The sequence below is a fragment of the Zoogloea sp. genome (assembly GCF_023150065.1).
Classification (GTDB): domain Bacteria; phylum Pseudomonadota; class Gammaproteobacteria; order Burkholderiales; family Rhodocyclaceae; genus Zoogloea.
Genome location: NZ_JAKLLN010000008.1, coordinates 35,583 through 53,674, shown reverse-complemented (window position 1 = coordinate 53,674; position 18,092 = coordinate 35,583). Strand labels below are relative to the sequence as shown.

General features: G+C 68.1%; 19 protein-coding genes. 11 read left to right on the top strand and 8 right to left on the bottom strand.

Annotated elements, in window-relative coordinates; all coding sequences use genetic code 11:
• The first annotated feature begins 1 nt into the window (after nt 1).
• The 5 genes from L6Q67_RS11560 to L6Q67_RS11540 all read left to right on the top strand — a co-directional run bounded on the left by L6Q67_RS11560 (nt 2) and on the right by L6Q67_RS11540 (nt 5,174).
• On the top strand, nt 2–1,060 hold the full coding sequence (locus L6Q67_RS11560; RefSeq protein ID WP_296569416.1) for an AbrB family transcriptional regulator: 1,059 nt from the start codon (nt 2–4) through the stop codon (nt 1,058–1,060).
• A gap of 63 nt (nt 1,061–1,123) precedes the next feature.
• Nucleotides 1,124–1,699: an ANTAR domain-containing response regulator gene (locus L6Q67_RS11555; protein ID WP_296569414.1), complete on the top strand. Its 576-nt coding sequence runs from the start codon at nt 1,124–1,126 to the stop codon at nt 1,697–1,699.
• A gap of 388 nt (nt 1,700–2,087) precedes the next feature.
• The gene (locus L6Q67_RS11550; RefSeq protein ID WP_367171639.1) at nt 2,088–3,344 is read left to right on the top strand and encodes an ABC transporter substrate-binding protein; all 1,257 of its coding nucleotides are present in this window, start codon (nt 2,088–2,090) and stop codon (nt 3,342–3,344) included.
• A gap of 86 nt (nt 3,345–3,430) precedes the next feature.
• Nucleotides 3,431–4,360, top strand: a complete 930-nt coding sequence (gene ntrB / locus L6Q67_RS11545) for a nitrate ABC transporter permease (RefSeq protein WP_296569412.1) — start codon at nt 3,431–3,433, stop codon at nt 4,358–4,360.
• A 22-nt stretch (nt 4,361–4,382) separates the two neighbouring features.
• A complete protein-coding gene (locus tag L6Q67_RS11540) occupies nt 4,383–5,174 on the top strand; it encodes an ABC transporter ATP-binding protein (protein ID WP_296569410.1) in 792 nt (263 codons plus the stop codon).
• A 72-nt stretch (nt 5,175–5,246) separates the two neighbouring features.
• Here the strand turns inward: L6Q67_RS11540 and L6Q67_RS11535 are convergent, their stop codons facing one another.
• From L6Q67_RS11535 to L6Q67_RS11525, 3 genes are all read right to left on the bottom strand, one after another.
• Nucleotides 5,247–6,221, bottom strand: coding sequence for an SGNH/GDSL hydrolase family protein (locus tag L6Q67_RS11535; RefSeq protein WP_296569408.1), 975 nt, complete (start codon nt 6,219–6,221; stop codon nt 5,247–5,249).
• A gap of 121 nt (nt 6,222–6,342) precedes the next feature.
• The gene (locus L6Q67_RS11530) at nt 6,343–7,164 is read right to left on the bottom strand and encodes an NADPH-dependent oxidoreductase (RefSeq protein ID WP_296569406.1); all 822 of its coding nucleotides are present in this window, start codon (nt 7,162–7,164) and stop codon (nt 6,343–6,345) included.
• A 91-nt stretch (nt 7,165–7,255) separates the two neighbouring features.
• Entirely contained in the window at nt 7,256–7,810 is a 555-nt protein-coding gene (locus tag L6Q67_RS11525; RefSeq protein ID WP_296569405.1) for a hypothetical protein, read from the bottom strand.
• Between the two features lie 138 nt (nt 7,811–7,948).
• Here L6Q67_RS11525 and L6Q67_RS11520 point away from each other — a divergent pair, with 138 nt between their 5' ends.
• A complete protein-coding gene (locus L6Q67_RS11520; protein ID WP_296569403.1) occupies nt 7,949–8,281 on the top strand; it encodes a hypothetical protein in 333 nt (110 codons plus the stop codon).
• Here L6Q67_RS11520 and L6Q67_RS11515 read toward each other — a convergent pair.
• On the bottom strand, nt 8,266–9,051 hold the full coding sequence (locus tag L6Q67_RS11515; RefSeq protein WP_296569402.1) for a PEP-CTERM/exosortase system-associated acyltransferase: 786 nt from the start codon (nt 9,049–9,051) through the stop codon (nt 8,266–8,268). The genes L6Q67_RS11520 and L6Q67_RS11515 overlap by 16 nt on opposite strands.
• 263 nt (nt 9,052–9,314) lie before the next feature.
• On the opposite strand from L6Q67_RS11515, the gene L6Q67_RS11510 reads away from it, so the two are divergent.
• Complete coding sequence (locus L6Q67_RS11510; RefSeq protein WP_296569400.1) at nt 9,315–10,196, top strand: ThiF family adenylyltransferase; 882 nt, start codon at nt 9,315–9,317, stop codon at nt 10,194–10,196.
• 7 nt (nt 10,197–10,203) lie between these two features.
• A complete protein-coding gene (locus tag L6Q67_RS11505) occupies nt 10,204–11,181 on the top strand; it encodes a cation diffusion facilitator family transporter (protein ID WP_296569398.1) in 978 nt (325 codons plus the stop codon).
• Nucleotides 11,182–11,188: 7 nt separating this feature from the next.
• Here the strand turns inward: L6Q67_RS11505 and L6Q67_RS11500 are convergent, their stop codons facing one another.
• Nucleotides 11,189–11,641 carry a YaiI/YqxD family protein gene (locus L6Q67_RS11500; RefSeq protein ID WP_296569396.1) on the bottom strand — a complete coding sequence of 151 codons (453 nt, stop codon included), beginning with the start codon at nt 11,639–11,641 and terminating at the stop codon, nt 11,189–11,191.
• Nucleotides 11,642–11,938: 297 nt separating this feature from the next.
• Between L6Q67_RS11500 and L6Q67_RS11495 the strand changes: the two genes are divergently transcribed.
• From L6Q67_RS11495 to L6Q67_RS11485, 3 genes are read left to right on the top strand one after another with little or no spacing between them, the layout of a single operon-like run.
• Complete coding sequence (locus L6Q67_RS11495; RefSeq protein ID WP_296569394.1) at nt 11,939–12,802, top strand: fumarate reductase cytochrome b subunit; 864 nt, start codon at nt 11,939–11,941, stop codon at nt 12,800–12,802.
• A gap of 2 nt (nt 12,803–12,804) precedes the next feature.
• Nucleotides 12,805–14,784: a fumarate reductase flavoprotein subunit gene (locus L6Q67_RS11490; protein WP_296569393.1), complete on the top strand. Its 1,980-nt coding sequence runs from the start codon at nt 12,805–12,807 to the stop codon at nt 14,782–14,784.
• Complete coding sequence (locus L6Q67_RS11485) at nt 14,781–15,515, top strand: fumarate reductase iron-sulfur subunit (protein WP_296569391.1); 735 nt, start codon at nt 14,781–14,783, stop codon at nt 15,513–15,515. Before L6Q67_RS11490 ends, L6Q67_RS11485 begins: the two co-directional genes overlap by 4 nt.
• Nucleotides 15,516–15,536: 21 nt before the next feature.
• Here the strand turns inward: L6Q67_RS11485 and L6Q67_RS11480 are convergent, their stop codons facing one another.
• From L6Q67_RS11480 to L6Q67_RS11470, 3 genes are read right to left on the bottom strand one after another with little or no spacing between them, the layout of a single operon-like run.
• The gene (locus L6Q67_RS11480; RefSeq protein ID WP_296569389.1) at nt 15,537–16,139 is read right to left on the bottom strand and encodes a DUF3299 domain-containing protein; all 603 of its coding nucleotides are present in this window, start codon (nt 16,137–16,139) and stop codon (nt 15,537–15,539) included.
• Between the two features lie 2 nt (nt 16,140–16,141).
• Nucleotides 16,142–17,431 (bottom strand): FtsX-like permease family protein, encoded by a 1,290-nt coding sequence (locus L6Q67_RS11475; protein WP_296569387.1) that lies wholly within the window; start codon nt 17,429–17,431, stop codon nt 16,142–16,144.
• Nucleotides 17,428–18,090, bottom strand: a complete 663-nt coding sequence (locus tag L6Q67_RS11470) for an ABC transporter ATP-binding protein (protein WP_296569384.1) — start codon at nt 18,088–18,090, stop codon at nt 17,428–17,430. Before L6Q67_RS11470 ends, L6Q67_RS11475 begins: the two co-directional genes overlap by 4 nt.
• Between the last annotated feature and the right edge of the window lie 2 nt (nt 18,091–18,092).

Genomic DNA, 18,092 nt, shown 5'->3' with positions numbered 1-18,092 from the left:
CATGCCGTCGTGGCTGCGCCCCCTCGTCCTCATCGCCGCTGCCCTCGGCGTCGCCTGCCTGGCCGGGTGGCTGGCGGCAGGGCTGCATCTGCCCCTGCCGTGGATGCTGGGTCCGCTCTTTTCCGTTGCCCTGCTGCGGGTGGCCGGGGTGCCCCTGCAGGCGCCCCGGGGCGGGCGTCAGGCCGGCCAGTGGGCCATCGGCACGGCCCTCGGGCTGTATTTCACTCCGGCGGTGCTGGCCGAGCTGGGGCGCCACACCGGGGCTATCGTGGTGATGGCGGCCAGTGCCGTGGCCCTGGGGCTGGTGGCGGCGCGCATCATCGCGCGCTGGGGGCAGGTGGACGCCACCACGGCTTTCTTCTCGGGGCTCCCCGGTGGCGCGTCCGAGATGGTCGTGCTGGCGGAGGCCCACGGCGGCGCCACCGACCGGATCGCCGCGGCCCACGCCCTGCGGGTCATGATGGTGGTGAGCAGCATTCCCTTCGTCATCCACGCCGGCCCCTTCGAAGGGCATGAGACTTTCCGCGCCCTCAGCAGCCAGGTGGACTGGCCGCGCTTTCCGCTGTTGTTGGCGGCATCCCTGGGTGGGGTGGCAGTGTATCTGCGGCTCGGCATCGCCAACGCCTGGGTGCTCGGCCCCCTCAGCGTGGTGGGGGCCCTGACGGCCTTCAGTCTGCCCCTGTCCAGCCTGCCGGCCTGGCTGGTGAACGGCGGGCAGCTGCTCCTGGGCACGGCGCTGGGCATGCGCTTCTCGCCGGATTTCTTTCATGCCGCGCCGCGCTTCCTGGGGGTGGCGGGCCTCAGCACCAGCCTGGTCCTGGCCCTGGGCGCGGGTTTCGTCGGGCTGCTCGGGCTGGCGGTGCCCATCCCCTTCGCGTCCCTGCTGCTGGCGGCGTCCCCTGGCGGCATGGCCGAGATGAGCATCACCGCCCGGGAGATGCACCTGAGCGTGCCCCTGGTGACCGCCACCCATGTGCTGCGGGTGGTGCTGCTGACGGCCTGCGCGCCCTTGCTGTTCCGGGCCTGGCGGGCGTGGCGGCGGTTGCCTCCGGAAGGGTGAGGGCGCGAAGGGTGGCGCGCTTCCTGCTAAGCCCCTTCCATCTGTCTTTCCGGTTCTGCTGCCATGCTCCGAGTCCTTGTCGTCGAATCCTCCCGCGAGCGCGCCGCCGACGTCTGTGCGGCCCTCGCCCTGGCGGGTCATCAGGTGGCCGCCGTGCTCTCCAGCGCCATGGATCTGTCCGACCAGGTGCTGGCCACCAAGCCCGATGTGATCTTCATCCAGGCCGATTCTCCGAGCCGGGACACCCTGGAACACCTGGCGACCATGAACCGGGACTGTCCGCGCCCGGTGCTGCTGTTCTCCCAGGACTCCGATTCCGCGATGATCCGCCGCGCCGTGAAGGCGGGCGTGTCGTCCTATGTGGTTGATTCCGTGAGTGCCGAGCGGCTCGACTCCCTGGTCGAGGTGGCCATCGCCCAGTTCGAGGAGTTCCAGACCCTGCGCGCCGAACTGGACGACGCCAACCGCAAGCTGTCCGAGCGCATCGTGGTGGACAAGGCCAAGGGCCTGTTGATGAAGGCCCGCGGGCTGGACGAGGAGGCGGCCTACCACGCGCTGCGCAAGCTCGCCATGGAGCGCGGGCGCAAGCTGGCCGACGTGGCGCGGGACGTGGTGGACATGGCGAGCTTGCTACTCTGAAAGAGGTAGGTTTGCCCGTTGTGCGCCTTGAGTCGGGGCGGGAGTGCGACAGCGCTTCCGCCCCGATTTCCTTTCGCCATGCGGCTTGGTGGATGGTCTGGCGCTTTTGTGATCCAAAGCGGTGCGTATTGCACTGCAGCAGTGCGTGGAGCGGGGCGGATTTGTCTATCCATAAAGGGGTAGTAAATTTCCGGATTTTAGAAAATTGATTTAAATCATTGGCTTGCAGTTTCTGGCACGGAGCTCGCTAAGTCTGGACTGAAGTCGAACCAACGGCGGTTCGGCTTGATCAGGCGATCAGACTTGGACAAGGGCGTCCATCCTCCCGCGAACAAAGCGGGGTGATGTGACGCCCTCTTTTTTTGTAGTTACGGATCAGGGGCAAGCAATGAGCGAGCATTTCGACGACAAGATTCTTACCCGCCGCGGCTTTCTCAAAGCTGGGGCAACCCTTGGAGGTATGGCTGCTATGGGCACGATGCTCCCCTCTGCCGGCGCCTGGGCCGCTGGCTCGGACAAGCCGGAACTGGAAGAAGTGAAGATCGGTTTCATCCCCCTGACGGACTGTTCCTCGGTGGTGATGGCCTCGGTGATGGGCTTCGACAAGAAGTACGGCATCAGGATCACCCCCAGCAAGGAGGCCTCCTGGGCCGGCGTGCGGGACAAGCTGGCCAACGGCGAGCTGCATGCCGCCCACGTGCTGTACGGCCTGGTTTACGGCCTGCACCTGGGCATCGGCGGCCCCAAGAAGGACATGGCCGTGCTGATGACCCTCAACAACAATGGCCAGGCCATCACCCTGTCGAACGCCCTCAAGGACAAGGGCGCGGTGGATGGGGCCTCCCTGTCGAAGGTGATCGCCAAGAAAGACAAGGAGTACACCTTCGCCCAGACCTTCCCCACCGGCACCCACGCCATGTGGCTGTACTACTGGCTGGCGGCCCACGACATCGATCCCTTCAAGGACGTCAAGAACATCGTCGTGCCCCCTCCGCAGATGGTCGCCAACATGCGCGTCGGCAACATGGACGGCTACTGCGTGGGCGAGCCCTGGAACCAGCGCGCCATCGTGGACAAGATCGGCTTCACCGCGGTGACCACCCAGGACATCTGGACCGACCACCCGGAGAAGGTGCTGGGCTCCACTGCCGAGTTTGCGGCCAAGTACCCCAACACCGCCCGGGCCATGATCTGCGCCATCCTCGAGGCCTCCAAGTGGATCGACGCCAGCGCCGCCAACCGCGCCAAGACCGCCGAAACCGTGGCCGCCAAGAGCTATGTGAACACCGACGTCGAGGTGATCCGCAGCCGCATGATCGGCCAGTACGAAAACGGCCTGGGCAAGAGCTGGTCCGAAAAGAACTACATGAAGTTCTACAACGACGGCCTGGTGAACTACCCCTACCTGTCCGACGGCATGTGGTTCCTCACCCAGCACAAGCGCTGGGGCCTGCTCAAGCAGGACGTGGATTACCTGGCCGTGGCCAAGGCCATCAACAAGACCGAGCTGTACAAGCAGGCCGCCAGCATCGTCGGCGCGCCGGTGCCCAAGTCCGACTTCCGCACGTCCAAGCTGATCGACGGCGTGGTGTGGGACGGCAAGGACCCGAAGAAGTACGCCGCCAGCTTCAAGATCAAGGCCTGACCTGTAGGGGCGATCGAATCGCCCACCCCTGTTGATTCCCATCCGCGGGCGATTGAAATCGCCCCTACAGAATCCTGGAGATAACGATGAACACTGCGACCCTCTCTCCCGGCCTCATGGTCGTCCGCCCCGACGCCGACGCTGACGCCCCCCCTGCCAAGGAGACCGACATGGCTGCCGCCCCTCTCGCCAAGGCGCCCGCGCCCGTTGCCGCCGCCGAGCCGTCCGTCTCGTTCGGCGAGCGCTTCAGCAACTTCATCCGCGCCGTGCTGCCGCCGCTGCTGGGCTTTGCCTTCGTGATCGGCGTGTGGGCCCTGGTGGCCATGAAGTCCGCCGACTTCCCCAGCCCGGCCAAGACCCTGGATGCGGCCGTGGTGCTGTTCTCCGACCCCTTCTACTCCAACGGCCCGAACGATCAGGGCATCGGCTGGAACATCCTGTCGTCCCTCAAGCGCGTGGCCATCGGCTTCGGCGTGGCAGCCCTGGTGGGCATCCCCCTGGGCTTCATCATCGGCCGCTTCGCCTTCATGAACAGCATGCTCGAGCCGATCATCAGCATCCTGCGCCCGGTGTCGCCCCTGGCCTGGCTGCCCATCGGCCTGATGGTCTTCAAGGCCGCCGACCCGGCCTCCACCTGGACCATCTTCATCTGCTCCATCTGGCCGATGATCCTCAACACCGCCCAGGGCGTGCAGCGCGTGCCCCAGGACTACCTGAACGTGGCCCGGGTGCTCAACCTGTCCGAGTTCAAGATCATCACCAAGATCCTCTTTCCCTCCGTGCTGCCCTACATGCTCACCGGCATCCGCCTGTCCATCGGCACCGCCTGGCTGGTCATCGTGGCCGCCGAGATGCTCACCGGCGGCGTCGGCATCGGCTTCTGGGTGTGGGACGAATGGAACAACCTCAAGGTCGAGCACATCATCATCGCCATCTTCGTGATCGGCATCGTCGGCCTGCTGCTCGAACAATTCCTGCTGCTGATCGCCCGCCGCTTCAGCTACGGCAACACCTGATACCGGACCGAGGAGTGACACCATGAATGCAATCGTCAAAGTCGAGAACGTGGGCATGGCCTTCGACACCAAGAAGGGCCGCTTCATCGCCCTGCAGGACGTCAATCTGCAGATCCGCACCGGCGAGGTCGTGTCCCTGATCGGCCACTCGGGCTGCGGCAAATCGACCCTGCTCAACCTCATCGCCGGCCTCACCCTGCCCACCTCGGGGGTGATGCTGTGCAACGGCCGCGAGATCGCCGGCCCCGGCCCGGAGCGGGCGGTGGTGTTCCAGAACCACTCCCTGCTGCCCTGGCTGACCTGCTTCGATAACGTCTACCTGGCCGTGGAGCGGGTCTTCGGCACCAAGGAAGGCAAGCCGAAGCTCAGGGAACGCACCGCCGCCGCCCTGGAAATGGTGCACATGACCCACGCCGCCCAGAAGATGCCCCACGAGATCTCCGGTGGCATGAAGCAGCGTATCGGCATCGCCCGGGCCTTTGCCATGGAGCCCAAAATCCTGCTGATGGACGAGCCCTTCGGCGCCCTGGATGCCCTGACCCGGGCGTCCCTGCAGGATGAGCTGATCGGCGTGATGGAGAAGACCGGCGCCACCGTGGTGATGGTGACCCACGACGTGGATGAGGCCGTGCTGCTCTCCGACCGGGTGGTGATGATGACCAACGGCCCGGCGGCGACCATCGGCGAGATCCTGGAGGTGAAGCTCGACAAGCCCCGCGACCGCCTGGCGCTGGCCCACGACCCGCACTTTGCCGAGTGCCGGGGCGCCATCCTGGAGTTCTTGTACCAGAAGCAGATGAAGAAGGCGGCCTGACACGCCGCCGCCGACTGCGGGGCTCAGGCCCGCACTGCCCGCCGGGAGCGATCCCGGCGGGCAGTGTCTTTTTCAGCGCCGACGGCGCGGCACGGCCAGGGCCGACAGACCGAGCAGCGCCAGCGCCAGGCTGGCGGGTTCGGGGACGGTGCTGAACACCGCATTGGCGATGATCTGGTGGGCGGCGGTGGTGGGGTGCAGGCCGTCCCAGAAGAGCTGGGTATCCACGTTGCAGGCACCGGCAATGCAGGCATCGCTGACGTTCACCAGGCCATAGTCGGCGGGGTTGGCGGCCACGTTGGTGAGCAGGCCGTAGACGTCGAACAGGGTGACGCCGTCCAGGCCCGCCAGGCTGTTGAAAAGGGCCCCCCCGAGGGCGCTGGAGATGTTGGTCAGCAAGCCGGAGCCCGTCGGGCCAAGGCTCAGCCCAAGGGGCGTCAAACCCAGGTTCGGCGTGTTCCACACCACGAACTTGCGGGCACCTTCTGCCTGCAGCTGGCCGAGCATGGTGACCACGTCGTTCACGTAGTCAGCGGCACCCGCCGCGATGGTGGTGGCGATGTCGGCGCCACCCAGCACCTGGAGGGCAATGTCGCGCACATTGTTGCCGCCACCGGCGATCACGTAGAGCGCATCAGAGGGAGCGCCGCCGGGGCGGGCGATGAAGCTGTTCACCTGGTCGCGCAAGGTTGGCACATCGTCCACCCCGCCGGTATTGGCGCCCCCGTGGGCGAAACCGGTGCCGCCCGCCAGGGATGGCAGCAGCGTGCCGGTGCCCAGTTGCTGCGAAAACACCTCCGCCCAAACAGGGCCATTGCTGTAACGATCCGAGCTGTAGGCATACAGCGGCGTAAAGCTGTTGCTGCTTATGGCCGTGTCCGGTGTGACCCCCGGGCCGAGGACCAGGGGCAGGGCAATGGCGTTGTTGCCCACGTCGGAAAGGCTGTCCCCGAATACATAAAGCTGGGAGTAGGCCGCCGAAGCGGCCGTACTGGCCGCCAGGCCAAGGCCGAGCACCGCGTGTCTGAGAAGGCGGGTGATTTTCATCGTTGTCTCCTGCTGGGGTGGGAGGATGCATTCGCCGGGGGCGAGTATGCAGCCTAGCCGATCAGGGGACAAAAGCCGAGGATGGAAGCAGGGTGGGGCGCCGCGCAGCACGCGCTGCGCCTTACCGCAGCCCGAACCCCAGCGTGCGCAGGGCTTCCACCAGGCGGTCGCGGCCGCTGAGGGAGGCGGCGTCGCGGACGCGTTTGGCGGAGTGGTTGGACCAGTTGCCGCGCACCTTCATGCCCTGGCTGGCGTAGAAGGCGCCCATGGCGGTGTCGTACTCGGCGAGGCCGGGCTGCTGGGCGGGGAGGGAGTAGGTCTCCTGGTGCAGGACGACGGACTGCGGTGGGCGCGGCTTGACGGCGGCGGGCTGCTGCGGGTCGGGGGTGCCGACGCACAGGCCGAACATGGCGACGACCCGCGGTGGCAGTTGCAGCTCGGCGGCTACGTCTTCCGGGCGGTTGCGCATGGCGCCGATGTAGACGGTGCCCAGACCGAGGGATTCGGCGGCGGTGACGGCGTTCTGGGCGGCGAGGGCGGCGTCGATCACGCCGACTTCGAACATTTCCAGGTAGTCGAGGGCGGCGGATGTCTCGCCCACGCGGGTGGCTACGTCTTCCAGGCGGGCCAGATCGGCCAGCCACACCAGCAGCAGGGGGGCCTGGCGGATGTGCTCCTGGTCTCCGGCCAGTTCGGCCAGGCGGGCTTTGCGGGCTGGGTCGCGCACGGCCACCACGCTCCAGGCGTGGAGGTTGGAGGAACTGGCGGCGGACTGGGCGGCGGCCACGATGGCGCTCAGGGTGTCGTCGCTGACCGGGTCGGGGAGGTAGGCGCGGACGGAGCGGTGGGCGAGCAGGTGGTCGATGACCGGCGATCCGGCGGACGGGCTGGTCAGGTCGGGCGAGCCGTAGCGGGCCTGGTAGAGGGCGGTGCGGGCGTTCATGGGCTTCCTTGCAGGGGGCTGGCGGACGGCGCGGGCTGGCGCCGTCCGGGGAAGCCGCATTCTAGCGCTGTGGCCGTGGCCTGCGCCCTGCTCAGCTGCGCGTGCGGCGGCTGCGCGGTGCTGCGTCGGTTTCGGTGGCGATGGCTTCGGACACCTGGCGGAGCTGCTCCTCGACCATTTCGGCGCTGCGGCTGGCGGCGTCGGTCAACTCGTTGAAGCCGGCTTCGGCTTCGCGGATGGCGTGGCGCACATGGTCGATGGCGGCTTCGCCGGTGGCGTCGGCGCTGAGGGCGGCCCGGTCCATCTGGCGCATCAGCAGGGTGTCGAGGGCGGCCACCTGCTCGCGGGCCGTGGCGAGGATGCCCTGCTGGGCGTCGCCGATGATCTCGAAGGCTGCGCGGACCCACTCTGCGGAGTCGCCGCGCCAGGCCGTGAGGCGCTCGAGGGGCGGGAGCTCAAATTGAAGCGGGGCCTGGGTGACCAGCGCTTCGAGCTGATCACGACTCTCGTCGAGGGCCTGGCGCCCGGCGCGCAGGCCCAGCTCGGTGAATCTGCCCGAGGCATCGACCCAGATCTGGGAGGCGTTCAGGAACTGGTCCAGGGCGTTGATGCGGGTCTGCCGGATCTCGGCGGGGGAGAGGTACATGATGGGCTCCTTCGAGGTGGGTGAGGGCCGCTCAGCCTATGCCGCCGCGGTTGCAGGCCCGTGACAGCCCCGGGGGAGGGAACCCCTTTGCCCGCGCATTGCCCTAGCCTTGTGGGGAGGCCGATGGAGGAGACGGCGATGAACTGGTTCACGAGGCTGCCGGGCAGCCGGCGGGAGCTGCCGGGGATGGAGTGGCGGCTGTTGCGTCGCCTGCCGATGATCGCGCTGGTAGGAACCCTGCTGCCGGTGCTTTACGCGCTGGGCGCCCGTCTGTTCGACGGGGGCTTGCCCGAGGCGGAGGTGCTCAAGGCGGTGCAGCTGACGGACATTCTGGCGATTGCCACGGTGATGCTGCACTGGACGGTGGTGTTCACGCTGGCCATCGGCTGTTTCATCGTGGTGGTGATGAAGGGCCACGCCTACGTGGCCGACGCCTATCCGCTGGCGGACGAGGATTACCCCTCCGACTGATGAGGCGGGGCGAAGACGGGCCGGCCGGGGGCGGCGTAGCCCGCGTCCACCTGGGCTTCGATGGCGCGCCAGATGGGTTTCACGAAGAAGCGCAGGCCCTTGATGATGGCGTCCACGTCCATCATGGAGGGAATGCGGGTGCCCCGGTGTTCCACGGGCCCGCCGATCTGGGTGATCTTGACCCCCAGCTTGGAGAAGTGGTCGGCCAGGCGGGGCTCGGTGAGCACGAACAGGGTCTCGATGCCTTCGCGCTTGGCCATGGCGACGATGGCCAGGTAGAGGCCGATGGGGATGTAGGGAAAGCGCGGCTGGTTCTGGGTGCCGAAGTCTTCGTCGCTGAGAGCCACGGCGGCCTTGGTTTCGCCCTTCCGGCGCCGGTACTGGGCGCGTACGGCGAGGCGTGACACTTCGGCGATGGCCCCCCGGGGTTGGCGTGCCGGGTCGATGATGCTGCGGTCGATGGTGGCGGCGCAGGTGCGCTCGAAGGGCAGGGGGTAGTCCGGGTCTTCCGGGCGGGCCAGCACCAGGCGGTTGCAGCCGACCAGGGTTTGCGGTGCGCTGGCGGTGCGCAGCAGGCAGTGCAGGCTGTGGCGGTCGTATTCGTCGGTCTCGCGGCGGTCGGGGCGAACCGGCTCGAAACCCAGTTCTTCGCAATACACCTCGTGGCGGATGCCGAATACGGCATTGCGGGACGCCTCGTCGAACGCCGAGGAAATCTCGAAGTACTTCTTGAAGCCTTCGCCCAGACTGAAGCGGTCAAGTAACGACATGGCGGGCTAGTCCCCTTTGATCAAACGTTTCTGCATTGCACGTAAACGACCCGCAACGGGCAAACCTTGAAGGCCAGGGGCAGATTTACGGTGTGGACACTGGTTGCGGCCTGGCGGTGCCCCGCCTCGCCAAGCTTACCACCGCCATGAAGACGGGATGATGCCTTCATGGCGACGCCTGCCGGACCGCGGCCCGCGGTGGCCGGGCAGGCATGTCGAACTGTCGTATCATAGGCATTCCCTGGCTGACGGAAGTACATCCCATGTCTGAAGGTCTCTTTCGCTACGACGAGGCTTTTGCCCGCAATCTCGGCTGGGTGACCGAAGCCGAGCAGGCGGCCCTGCGGGGCAAGCGGATCGCCATCGCCGGCGTCGGCGGCGTGGGGGGCGTCCATCTCCTGAGCCTGGCCCGGCTGGGGATTGGTGCCTTTCATGTGGCCGAGATGGACACCTTCGACCTGGTCAATTTCAATCGCCAGGCCGGGGCCATGATGTCCACTCTAGGTCGTCCGAAGGTCGAGGTCATGGTCGAGATGGCCCGGCAGATCAATCCCGAGCTGGACATCAAGGTGTTTGGCGAAGGGGTCAATGCCGGCAACCTGGATGCCTTCCTCGACGGGGTGGATCTCTACGTTGATGGCCTGGATTTCTTCGCTTTCCAGGCCCGTCGCGACACCTTCAATGCCTGCCACGCCAAGGGCGTGCCGGCGGTGACGGCGGCGCCCCTGGGCATGGGGACGGCGGTGCTCAGTTTCCTGCCCGGTAAAATGTCCTTCGAAGAATATTTCCGCCTCGACGGTTGCGACGAAGACGAGATGGCCGTGCGCTTCCTGCTCGGGCTGTCGCCGGCCATGCTGCAGCGGAGCTACCTGGCCGATCCGTCGCGGGTGGATTTTGCGGCCCGCCGCGGGCCCAGCACCATCGCCGCCTGCCAGCTATGCGCGGGGGTGACGGCTACCGAGGCCCTCAAGATCCTGCTCGGGCGTGGCGAGGTGCTGTGCGCCCCATGGGGTTTCCAGTTTGACGCCTACCGCAACCGCTACATCAAGACCTGGCGACCCTGGGGCAACCGCAATCCGGTGCAGCAGATCGGCCTGTTCGTGGCCCGGCGTCAGCTGCGTGCCATGAAGGCGGCCAAGCGCTGAGCGCCCGGTGAGCCACGATCACAGCCATGCCTGTTCCCACGGTCACGAGCATGGCCAGGGGCACGGCCATGCCCACTCCCATCACGGGCATGCCCACCCCACGCCGGGGCCGGACGACTGGAACCGCGCCTTCGCCATCGGCATCGGGCTCAACATCGCCTTCGTGGTGGTCGAGGCCCTGTATGGGTGGAAGGCCGGCTCGCTGGCGCTGCTGGCCGATGCCGGGCACAACCTCTCCGATGTGGCTGGCCTGATCCTGGCCTGGGGGGCGGCGCTGGCCGGTCGCCTGGCGCCCACCCGGCATCGCACCTACGGCTGGCAGCGGGCATCCATCCTGGCGGCCCTGGCCAATGCGGTGCTGTTGCTGGTGGCCATGGGTGCGCTGGCCGTCGAGGCCTTCCAGCGTCTGCAGGCGCCGGAGCCCGTGGCCGGATGGACGGTGATCGTGGTGGCCGCCATCGGCGTGCTCATCAACGGTGTTACGGCAGCGCTCTTCATGGTGGGCAGCAAGGACGATCTGAACATCCGCGGCGCCTTCCTGCACATGGCGGCTGACGCCCTGGTGTCCCTGGGCGTGGTGGCCGCCGGCGTGCTCTACCTGCAGTTCGGCTGGGTCTGGCTCGACCCGGTGATGAGCCTGGTGATTGCGCTGGTGATCGTACTCGGCACCTGGGGCCTGCTGCGCCAGTCCCTGCACCTGGCCTTCGATGGCGTGCCCGAGGGCATCGACCTGCTGGAGGTGCATGACTGGCTGCGCAGCCAGCCCGGCGTTACGGGGGTCCATGACCTGCATGTGTGGGCCCTGGGCACCTCCGAGGTGGCGCTTACCGCCCATCTGGTGATGCCGGCCGGCCACCCCGGCGATGCCTTCTTCACCGAGCTGGCCCGGGTTCTGGCGCAGCGTTTCCGCATCCATCACCCCACCATCCAGATCGAGATCGACGGCATCGACGACGGCTGTCCGGCGCCCCACGTTCCCGGCTGAGGGCGGCTCAGGGGCGCGGCAGCCGGGCCAGAAAGCGGTCCAGGGCGGCACCGAAAGCCTGGCGGTCGGCCTGGCTGAAGGCGGCCGGTCCGCCGGTCTGCACGCCACTGCTGCGCAACTCCTCCAGAAAATTCCGCATCGACAGACGCTCGGCAATATTGGCGGCGGTGAACATCTCGCCCCGCGGGTTGAGGGCGTGGGCGCCCCGCTCGAGGACCGCCGCAGCGAGGGGGATGTCGGCGGTGATCACCAGGTCGCCGCTGGCCACCTGTTCGACGATGTGGGCGTCGGCCACATCGAAGCCGGCGGGCACCTGCACGGCGCGGATGAAGCGCGATGGCGGCGCGCGCAGCAGGCGGTTGGCCACCAGCGTGGTGTTGATGTGCAGACGTTCGGCGGCGCGGAAGAGGATTTCCTTGACGACGCCGGGGCAGGCGTCCGCATCGATCCAGATGTGCATGGGTGGCGCGTGAAGGCGGGCGGGGCCCCAGTGTAGCCCTGCCGGGGTGATCCGGGAGGCTGGCCGGGCGTGTTGCGTGTCGCGGACATGATCGGAAAATGCGGATATGCTGCAGTGCAGCAAGCTGTGCTACATTCAAACCACAACAGCCTCGCCAAATACAAGAAAACCTGAGGAGACAAGGGTTCCGGTGTGTCCGGGCCCGGCAGGGTGCCCGCCGTGGCGCCTGCCGGACTTGGCCGTCGGCCGGTTTCACCCCCTCCCTGCCGGGGAGGTGTCTTACAAGGTCTCCCCATCATGGACAGCTCCTTCGATTCTTCCGGCATTGCCCGGCCCCTCGCGCCGGTGCGCCCGTTGCCCGAGGCCGCAGCCAGGCAGGCCCAGGCCGTGCCGTTGCGTGTCCGCAAGAGCCGCTGGCCGGCCCGTCTCGACCTGCTGCAGAGCGCCTCCGGGCTGTTCCTGGCCCTGTTCCTGGTCGGCCACATGTTCTTCGTCTCGTCCATCCTGATCAGCAAGGACGCCTTTTACGCCGTGGCGCGGTTCTTCGAGGGCGCCTATTTTCTGGCCGAACCGCGGCCCTGGCTGGTGTCGGGGGTGGTCGGGCTGGTGCTGACGGTGTTCGTCGCCCATGCCTGGCTGGCCATGCGCAAGTTTCCGGCCAACTTCCGCCAGTACAAGGTGTTTGCCGAGCACAAGGCGCAGCTGCGCCATGGCGACACCGGCCTGTGGTGGATCCAGCTGTGGACCGGCTTTGCCCTGTTCTTCCTGGGTACGGTGCACCTCTACGGCATGCTCACCCAGCCCGAGCTGATCGGCCCCTACGAGTCGGCCGACCGCATCTGGACCGGCAACATGTGGCCCCTCTACCTGCTGCTGCTGTTTGCTGTGGAGGTCCATGGCAGCATCGGCCTGTATCGCCTGGCCCTCAAGTGGGGCTGGCTCGAAGGGCGTGACCCGGCCGCCACCCGGCGCCGCCTGCGGGTGGCCAAGACGGCGTTCAGCGTGTTCTTCCTGGGCCTCGGCCTGGCCAGCCTGCTGGCCTATGTGCAGCTGGGCATCGCCCACGCCGACAAGGCTGGCGAGCGCTACGTGCCGCAGCGGGCGGCGGCGGTGAAGCTCGGCGAGCTGGAGTTCGCCGTGTCCCGGCGTCCGGGGGGCTGAACATGCGCATCATCTACACCGATGTGCTGGTGGTCGGCGGCGGCCTGGCCGGCCTGCGCGCCGCCGTGGGCGCGCGTCGCCGCGGCCACGACGTGATCATCCTCAGTCTGGTGCCGCCCAAGCGTTCCCACTCGGCTGCCGCCCAGGGGGGCATGCAGGCCAGCCTGGGCAACACCGTCAAGGGCGAGGGTGACAACGAGGACGTGCATTTCGAAGACACCGTCCGCGGCTCCGACTGGGGCTGCGACCAGGACGTGGCGCGCCTGTTCGTGCATACGGCGCCGCAGGCCGTGCGCGAGCTGGCCGCCTGGGGCGTGCCCTGGAACCGGATCAAGGCCGGTGACCGGGAGGTGATCATGGACGGCAAGCGCGTGACCCTCACCGAGGGGCAGGCGGCCCACGGCCTGATCGCCGCCCGGGATTTCGGCGGCACCAAGAAATGGCGCACCTGCTATGTGTCCGACGGCACCGGCCACGCCATGCTGTACGCGGTCAGCGACCAGGCCGTGGCCGAGAGCATTCCGGTACATGAGCGCATGGAGGCCGTGGCCCTGATCCATGAAGGGGGGCGCTGCCACGGCGCGGTGGTGCGCAACCTGGTGACCGGCGAGCTGACGGCGTATGTGGCCAAGGCTACCTGTATCGCCACCGGCGGCTTCGGGCGCATCTACCGGGTCACCTCCAACGCGGTGATCAACGAGGGCATCGGCGCCGCCATCGCCCTGGAGACCGGCGCGGCCTGCCTGGGCAACATGGAGGCGGTGCAGTTTCACCCCACCACCATCTTCCCGGCGGGCATCCTGGTCACCGAAGGCTGTCGCGGTGACGGCGGGCTGCTGAAGGACGCCGCCGGCCACCGCTTCATGCCCGACTACGAGCCCGAGAAGAAGGAGCTGGCCTCCCGCGATGTGGTGTCGCGGCGGATGGAAGAGCACATCCGCGCCGGCCACGGGGTGAAGAGCCGCTTCGGCGAGCACCTGTGGCTGGACATCACCCTGCTCGGCGCGGCCCACATCGACGGCAAGCTGCGTGAGGTGAAGGAGATCTGCCAGCACTTCCTGGGCATCGATCCCTCCCGCGACCTCATTCCCGTACGCCCGGCCCAGCACTACTCCATGGGGGGCATCCGCACCGACGCCCGAGGCCATGCGCGGGGCCTGAAGGGGCTGTTCGCCTGTGGCGAAGCCGCCTGCTGGGATCTGCACGGCTTCAACCGCCTGGGCGGCAACTCGGTGGCCGAGACGGTGGTCGCCGGCATGCTGGTCGGCGAGAACATGGCTGATTTCGTCGAATCCGCCGCCGGCGAGCTGCGGGTGAGCACCGCCCTTGTGCGGGCATGCCTCGACGCCGAGCAGGCGAAGCTCGACACCCTGCTGCACGGCAACGGCACCGAGAGTGGTGCCGAGCTGATGCGCCGCATGCAGGACATCATGACCGACAAGGTGGGCATCTTTCGCACCGGCGAACTCCTCCACGCCGCCGTCGAGGAGCTGCAGGGCCTGCTGCTGCGCAGTCGGCGCATCGGCTTGCGCACCCGCCGGCCGGGGGGCAACCCGGAGCTGGTCACCGCCTACCGGGTGCAGAAGATGCTCAAGTTGGCCCTGTGCGTGGCCTATGGCGCCCTGCAGCGTACCGAGAGCCGTGGCGCCCATTTCCGCGAGGACTACCCCCGCCGCGACGATGCCAGCTGGCTCAAGCGCACCCTGGCCACCTGGCAGGATGATTTCCAGACCCTGCCGACCCTGGCCTACGAGGCCCTCGACGTGGCCAGCATGGAGCTCCCCCCCGGCTGGCGCGGTTATGGCGCCCGGAACGCCATCGAGCACCCCGCCACCGCCGGGCGCGCCGCCGAGATCGATGCCATCCGCAGTGCCTTCGGGCACGCCGACCGCTTTACCGTGCAGCAGGCCCTGATGCCCTTCGATCACCTGATCCCGGCACGCTTCCGCGGCCGCAATGCACGCCCTGGAGAGACGTCATGAATGCCGCGAGCAGCGGGCCCCGTGCCCTGACCCTGCGCATCCTGCGCAGCAGCCCGACCGAGGGCATCGCCCCCCACTGGCAGGATTTCCATGTCGAAGAGGCCGAGGGCATGACCCTGTTCATCGCCCTCAACGAGGTCCGTGAAACCCTCGACCCGGCCCTGCAGTTCGACTTCGTGTGCCGCGCCGGCATCTGTGGCAGCTGCGGCATGCTCATCAATGGCAAGCCCGGCCTGGCCTGCCGCAGCCTGACCCGAGACCTGGGTGCGCTGATCACCCTGGCGCCGCTGCCGGTGTTCGAGCTGATCGGCGACCTGTCGGTGAACACCGGCAAGTGGATGCGCGGCACCGCCGAACGCCTCGAAACCTGGATCCACAGCAGCCAGGAGGTCGACCTGACGGCCGTCGAGACGCCCATGGAGCCCGAGCTGGCCGAGGCCATCTACGAACTCGACCGCTGCATCGAGTGCGGCTGTTGCGTGGCCGGCTGCGGCACCCTGCGCATGCGCGAGGAGTTCGTCGGCGCCATCGGCCTGAACAAGATCGCCCGCTTCCGCCTCGACCCCCGCGACGAACGCAGTGACGACGACTTCTACCAGCTCATCGGCGACGACACCGGCGTGTTTGGCTGCATGAGCCTGCTGGCCTGCCACGATGTGTGCCCCAAGGGCCTGCCCCTGCAGACCCAGATCGCCTTCCTGCGCCGCAAGATGGCGGCCAGCGGCGCCTAACACACAGCGTGTCCGGCAGGATCAGGGCTTGCCGGCGGCGGTGTAGGGCAGGGTCGTGTCACCGGCAAGCCGGTAGCCGGCGATGCCCATGCCCGTTTCGGCGCGGTGGATGCTCAGGGTGCCACTGACCCATACCGGATCCATGGTGTTCAAACCGGCCACCGGCCTGCGGGCGATCACGTGGATCATCTGGTTGGCGGGTGGCGGTGGAACGTGGATGCAGGCGCCGAAGTAGGGAACCAGCAGGAACTCGCGGGTCAGCTTGCCCTGACGTTCCAGGGGGATCACGAAGCCCGGCAGCCGGACCCGCTGCCCCTGCAGCGCAGTGCTGACGGGGGCCTCGTCCCAGGCCCGCTTGATCTTCTCCAGCGCCTCGGTGGCCCGCGGGTCATTGTCCTTGAGGCGGGAAAAGTCGATGCCCTTGAAGGCGGCCATGGGGTTCCAGTCCCTGGGCAGGAGATCGTCCCAGGTGATGTCCCGGTAGCTGGCCTCGCGCTGGCCGCCGCCGGCCAGGCGTTCTCCGATCCGGAACTCACCGTCGCGCCGGGGCGTCTGGGCGTGGGCGCCGGCTAGCGAAACGGCCAGCAGGCAGGCAGCAAGGCGGAGGTGGCGCTTGAAGGGCATCGCTACAGCCGGGGCAGCAGGCCATCGGCCAGGGCCATCCGGCTGGCACGCCAGGCGGGGACCAGGCTCGCCGCGATGCCGGTGGCCAGCACGGCGCCAAGGATGCGGAGTGCCGCCATCGACAAGGCTGCGCCGGACAGCTCCAGCCCGAGGCGGGCCCTCAGCCAGGGGGCCAGCAGGTGGCCGGCGGCCTCCACCACCACCACGCCCAGGGCAATTCCCGCGACGGTCACCAGCGCGCCCTCGAGCACCAGCAGCCCGACGAGATGGCGCCGGCCCGCACCCACCGAGCGCAGGATGGCGAGCTCGCGCCGCCGCTCGCCCAGGCTGGCGACGATCACTGCCACCAGCCCGGCCAGCCCCGCCGCCATGACCAGCCAGGCCAGGCCGTGCAGGGTGCGCTCGACGCTGCCCATGAGCTGCCACAACTCGTCCATGGCCAGGCCCGGCAGGATGGCCATCAGGGGCTCGCCGCCAAAGGCGTTGATCTGGCGCTGTACGCGGAACACGTCGGTGCGTTGATGCAGGCCGATCAGCACGGCATTGAGGTGCTTAGGGGTGAGGTCGAACTTGCCCGCAGCCTCGGCCGGAATGCTCAGGCCCGGCATGGGCATCCCGCCCTGCCAGTCCAGGTGGATCGCTTCCAGCGCCTGCAGGCTCACGACGAGGGTCCGGTCCATCGGGGTGCCGGTGGGCGCCAGCACGCCGACGATCCGGAAGGGCTTGTCGGCGTGTTCGGGGTGGGTGGAGTCCTCGTCGTGGTGATGGGCGTCCAGGTGGCTGGCCCCATGCTGCAGGGTGATCTGCTGGCCCGTCCGGTAGCCAAGGCGTGCCGCCACCTCGGCGCCGATGACGGCTTCGAAGAGACCGGAGAAGGGCTCGCCGTCGGCAAAGGGCAGGCTGTTCTGCTCGCTGTTCCCGAGGTGGCGGAAGAACTCGGGTGTGCTGCCCAGCACCGGGAAGCCCCGGTGGGAGTCACCCAGGGCGAGAGGCAGGCTCCAGGCGATCAGCGGGTCTGCCGCGAGGGTCTGGTAGCTCTTCCACGCCAGGGTATGGCTGGCGTCTCCCAGGTGGAAGACGGCGTGCAGGAGCAGCTGTACCGGGCTGCCACGGGGCCCCATCACCAGGTCCACCCCGGCCACCGACTGGGCAAAGTGTGTCTGGGCGGCTTCACGGGCCCGGGTCACGGAGAGCAGCAGGGCGACGGCCAGGGCGATGGACAGGGCGGCGAGGGTGAGGCTCAGGCGCCGGTTCCAGGCGCTGGCCCAGGCCAGGGGCAGCAGGGTCTTCACAGGGTGATGCACCGATCAAAACGGGATGCCAGGCGGGGGTCGTGGCTGACCAGGACGAGGCTGCTGCCATGGACCGCCACCTCCTTGCCCAGCAAGGCGAGGAAGGCGTCCTGGCGGCGGGGGTCGAGGGCCGAGGTCGGCTCGTCGGCGAGGATCAGCTCCGGCCGCCCGATCAGCGCCCGGGCGGCAGCCACCCGCTGCTGTTGCCCGACGGACAGGGTGCTCGCCGGCCGGGCTGCGTCGCCGGCATCCACCTCCAGGGCATCCAGGAGCCGTTGCGCCGCCTCCACGGGCCGGGCGCCGGCTCGCCGGGCCCGGGTAGTGGAGAAGCGGCAGGGCAGGAGGACGTTGTCGAGGGCCGACAGATAGGGCAGCAGATTGAACTGCTGGAAGATGAAGCCGATGTGATCGACCCGGAAGCGGTCCCGGGCGGGGGCCGACAGGGCGTCCAGGGGCTGGCCGAGGATCTGGATACGGCCTTCCCGGGGCATTACCACGCCGCCGATGAGGTTGAGCAGGGTGCTCTTGCCGGCGCCGCTTTCGCCCTGGATGAACACCTGCTCACCCTGGCCCACATCCAGGGCGGACAGGGTGAGACACGGTGCAACCTGGCCTGGCCAGGCGAAGCGCAGGTCGCGGATATGAATGCTCGGGGCCATGG

Coding starts and splice junctions, on each gene's coding strand:
- L6Q67_RS11560 (WP_296569416.1), top strand. CDS start 2: ATGCCGTCGTGGCTGCGCCCCCTCGTCCTCATCGCCGCTGCCCTCGGC.
- L6Q67_RS11555 (WP_296569414.1), top strand. CDS start 1,124: ATGCTCCGAGTCCTTGTCGTCGAATCCTCCCGCGAGCGCGCCGCCGAC.
- L6Q67_RS11550 (WP_367171639.1), top strand. CDS start 2,088: ATGAGCGAGCATTTCGACGACAAGATTCTTACCCGCCGCGGCTTTCTC.
- ntrB (WP_296569412.1), top strand. CDS start 3,431: ATGAACACTGCGACCCTCTCTCCCGGCCTCATGGTCGTCCGCCCCGAC.
- L6Q67_RS11540 (WP_296569410.1), top strand. CDS start 4,383: ATGAATGCAATCGTCAAAGTCGAGAACGTGGGCATGGCCTTCGACACC.
- L6Q67_RS11535 (WP_296569408.1), bottom strand. CDS start 6,221: ATGAAAATCACCCGCCTTCTCAGACACGCGGTGCTCGGCCTTGGCCTG.
- L6Q67_RS11530 (WP_296569406.1), bottom strand. CDS start 7,164: ATGAACGCCCGCACCGCCCTCTACCAGGCCCGCTACGGCTCGCCCGAC.
- L6Q67_RS11525 (WP_296569405.1), bottom strand. CDS start 7,810: ATGTACCTCTCCCCCGCCGAGATCCGGCAGACCCGCATCAACGCCCTG.
- L6Q67_RS11520 (WP_296569403.1), top strand. CDS start 7,949: ATGAACTGGTTCACGAGGCTGCCGGGCAGCCGGCGGGAGCTGCCGGGG.
- L6Q67_RS11515 (WP_296569402.1), bottom strand. CDS start 9,051: ATGTCGTTACTTGACCGCTTCAGTCTGGGCGAAGGCTTCAAGAAGTAC.
- L6Q67_RS11510 (WP_296569400.1), top strand. CDS start 9,315: ATGTCTGAAGGTCTCTTTCGCTACGACGAGGCTTTTGCCCGCAATCTC.
- L6Q67_RS11500 (WP_296569396.1), bottom strand. CDS start 11,641: ATGCACATCTGGATCGATGCGGACGCCTGCCCCGGCGTCGTCAAGGAA.
- L6Q67_RS11495 (WP_296569394.1), top strand. CDS start 11,939: ATGGACAGCTCCTTCGATTCTTCCGGCATTGCCCGGCCCCTCGCGCCG.
- L6Q67_RS11490 (WP_296569393.1), top strand. CDS start 12,805: ATGCGCATCATCTACACCGATGTGCTGGTGGTCGGCGGCGGCCTGGCC.
- L6Q67_RS11485 (WP_296569391.1), top strand. CDS start 14,781: ATGAATGCCGCGAGCAGCGGGCCCCGTGCCCTGACCCTGCGCATCCTG.
- L6Q67_RS11480 (WP_296569389.1), bottom strand. CDS start 16,139: ATGCCCTTCAAGCGCCACCTCCGCCTTGCTGCCTGCCTGCTGGCCGTT.
- L6Q67_RS11470 (WP_296569384.1), bottom strand. CDS start 18,090: ATGGCCCCGAGCATTCATATCCGCGACCTGCGCTTCGCCTGGCCAGGC.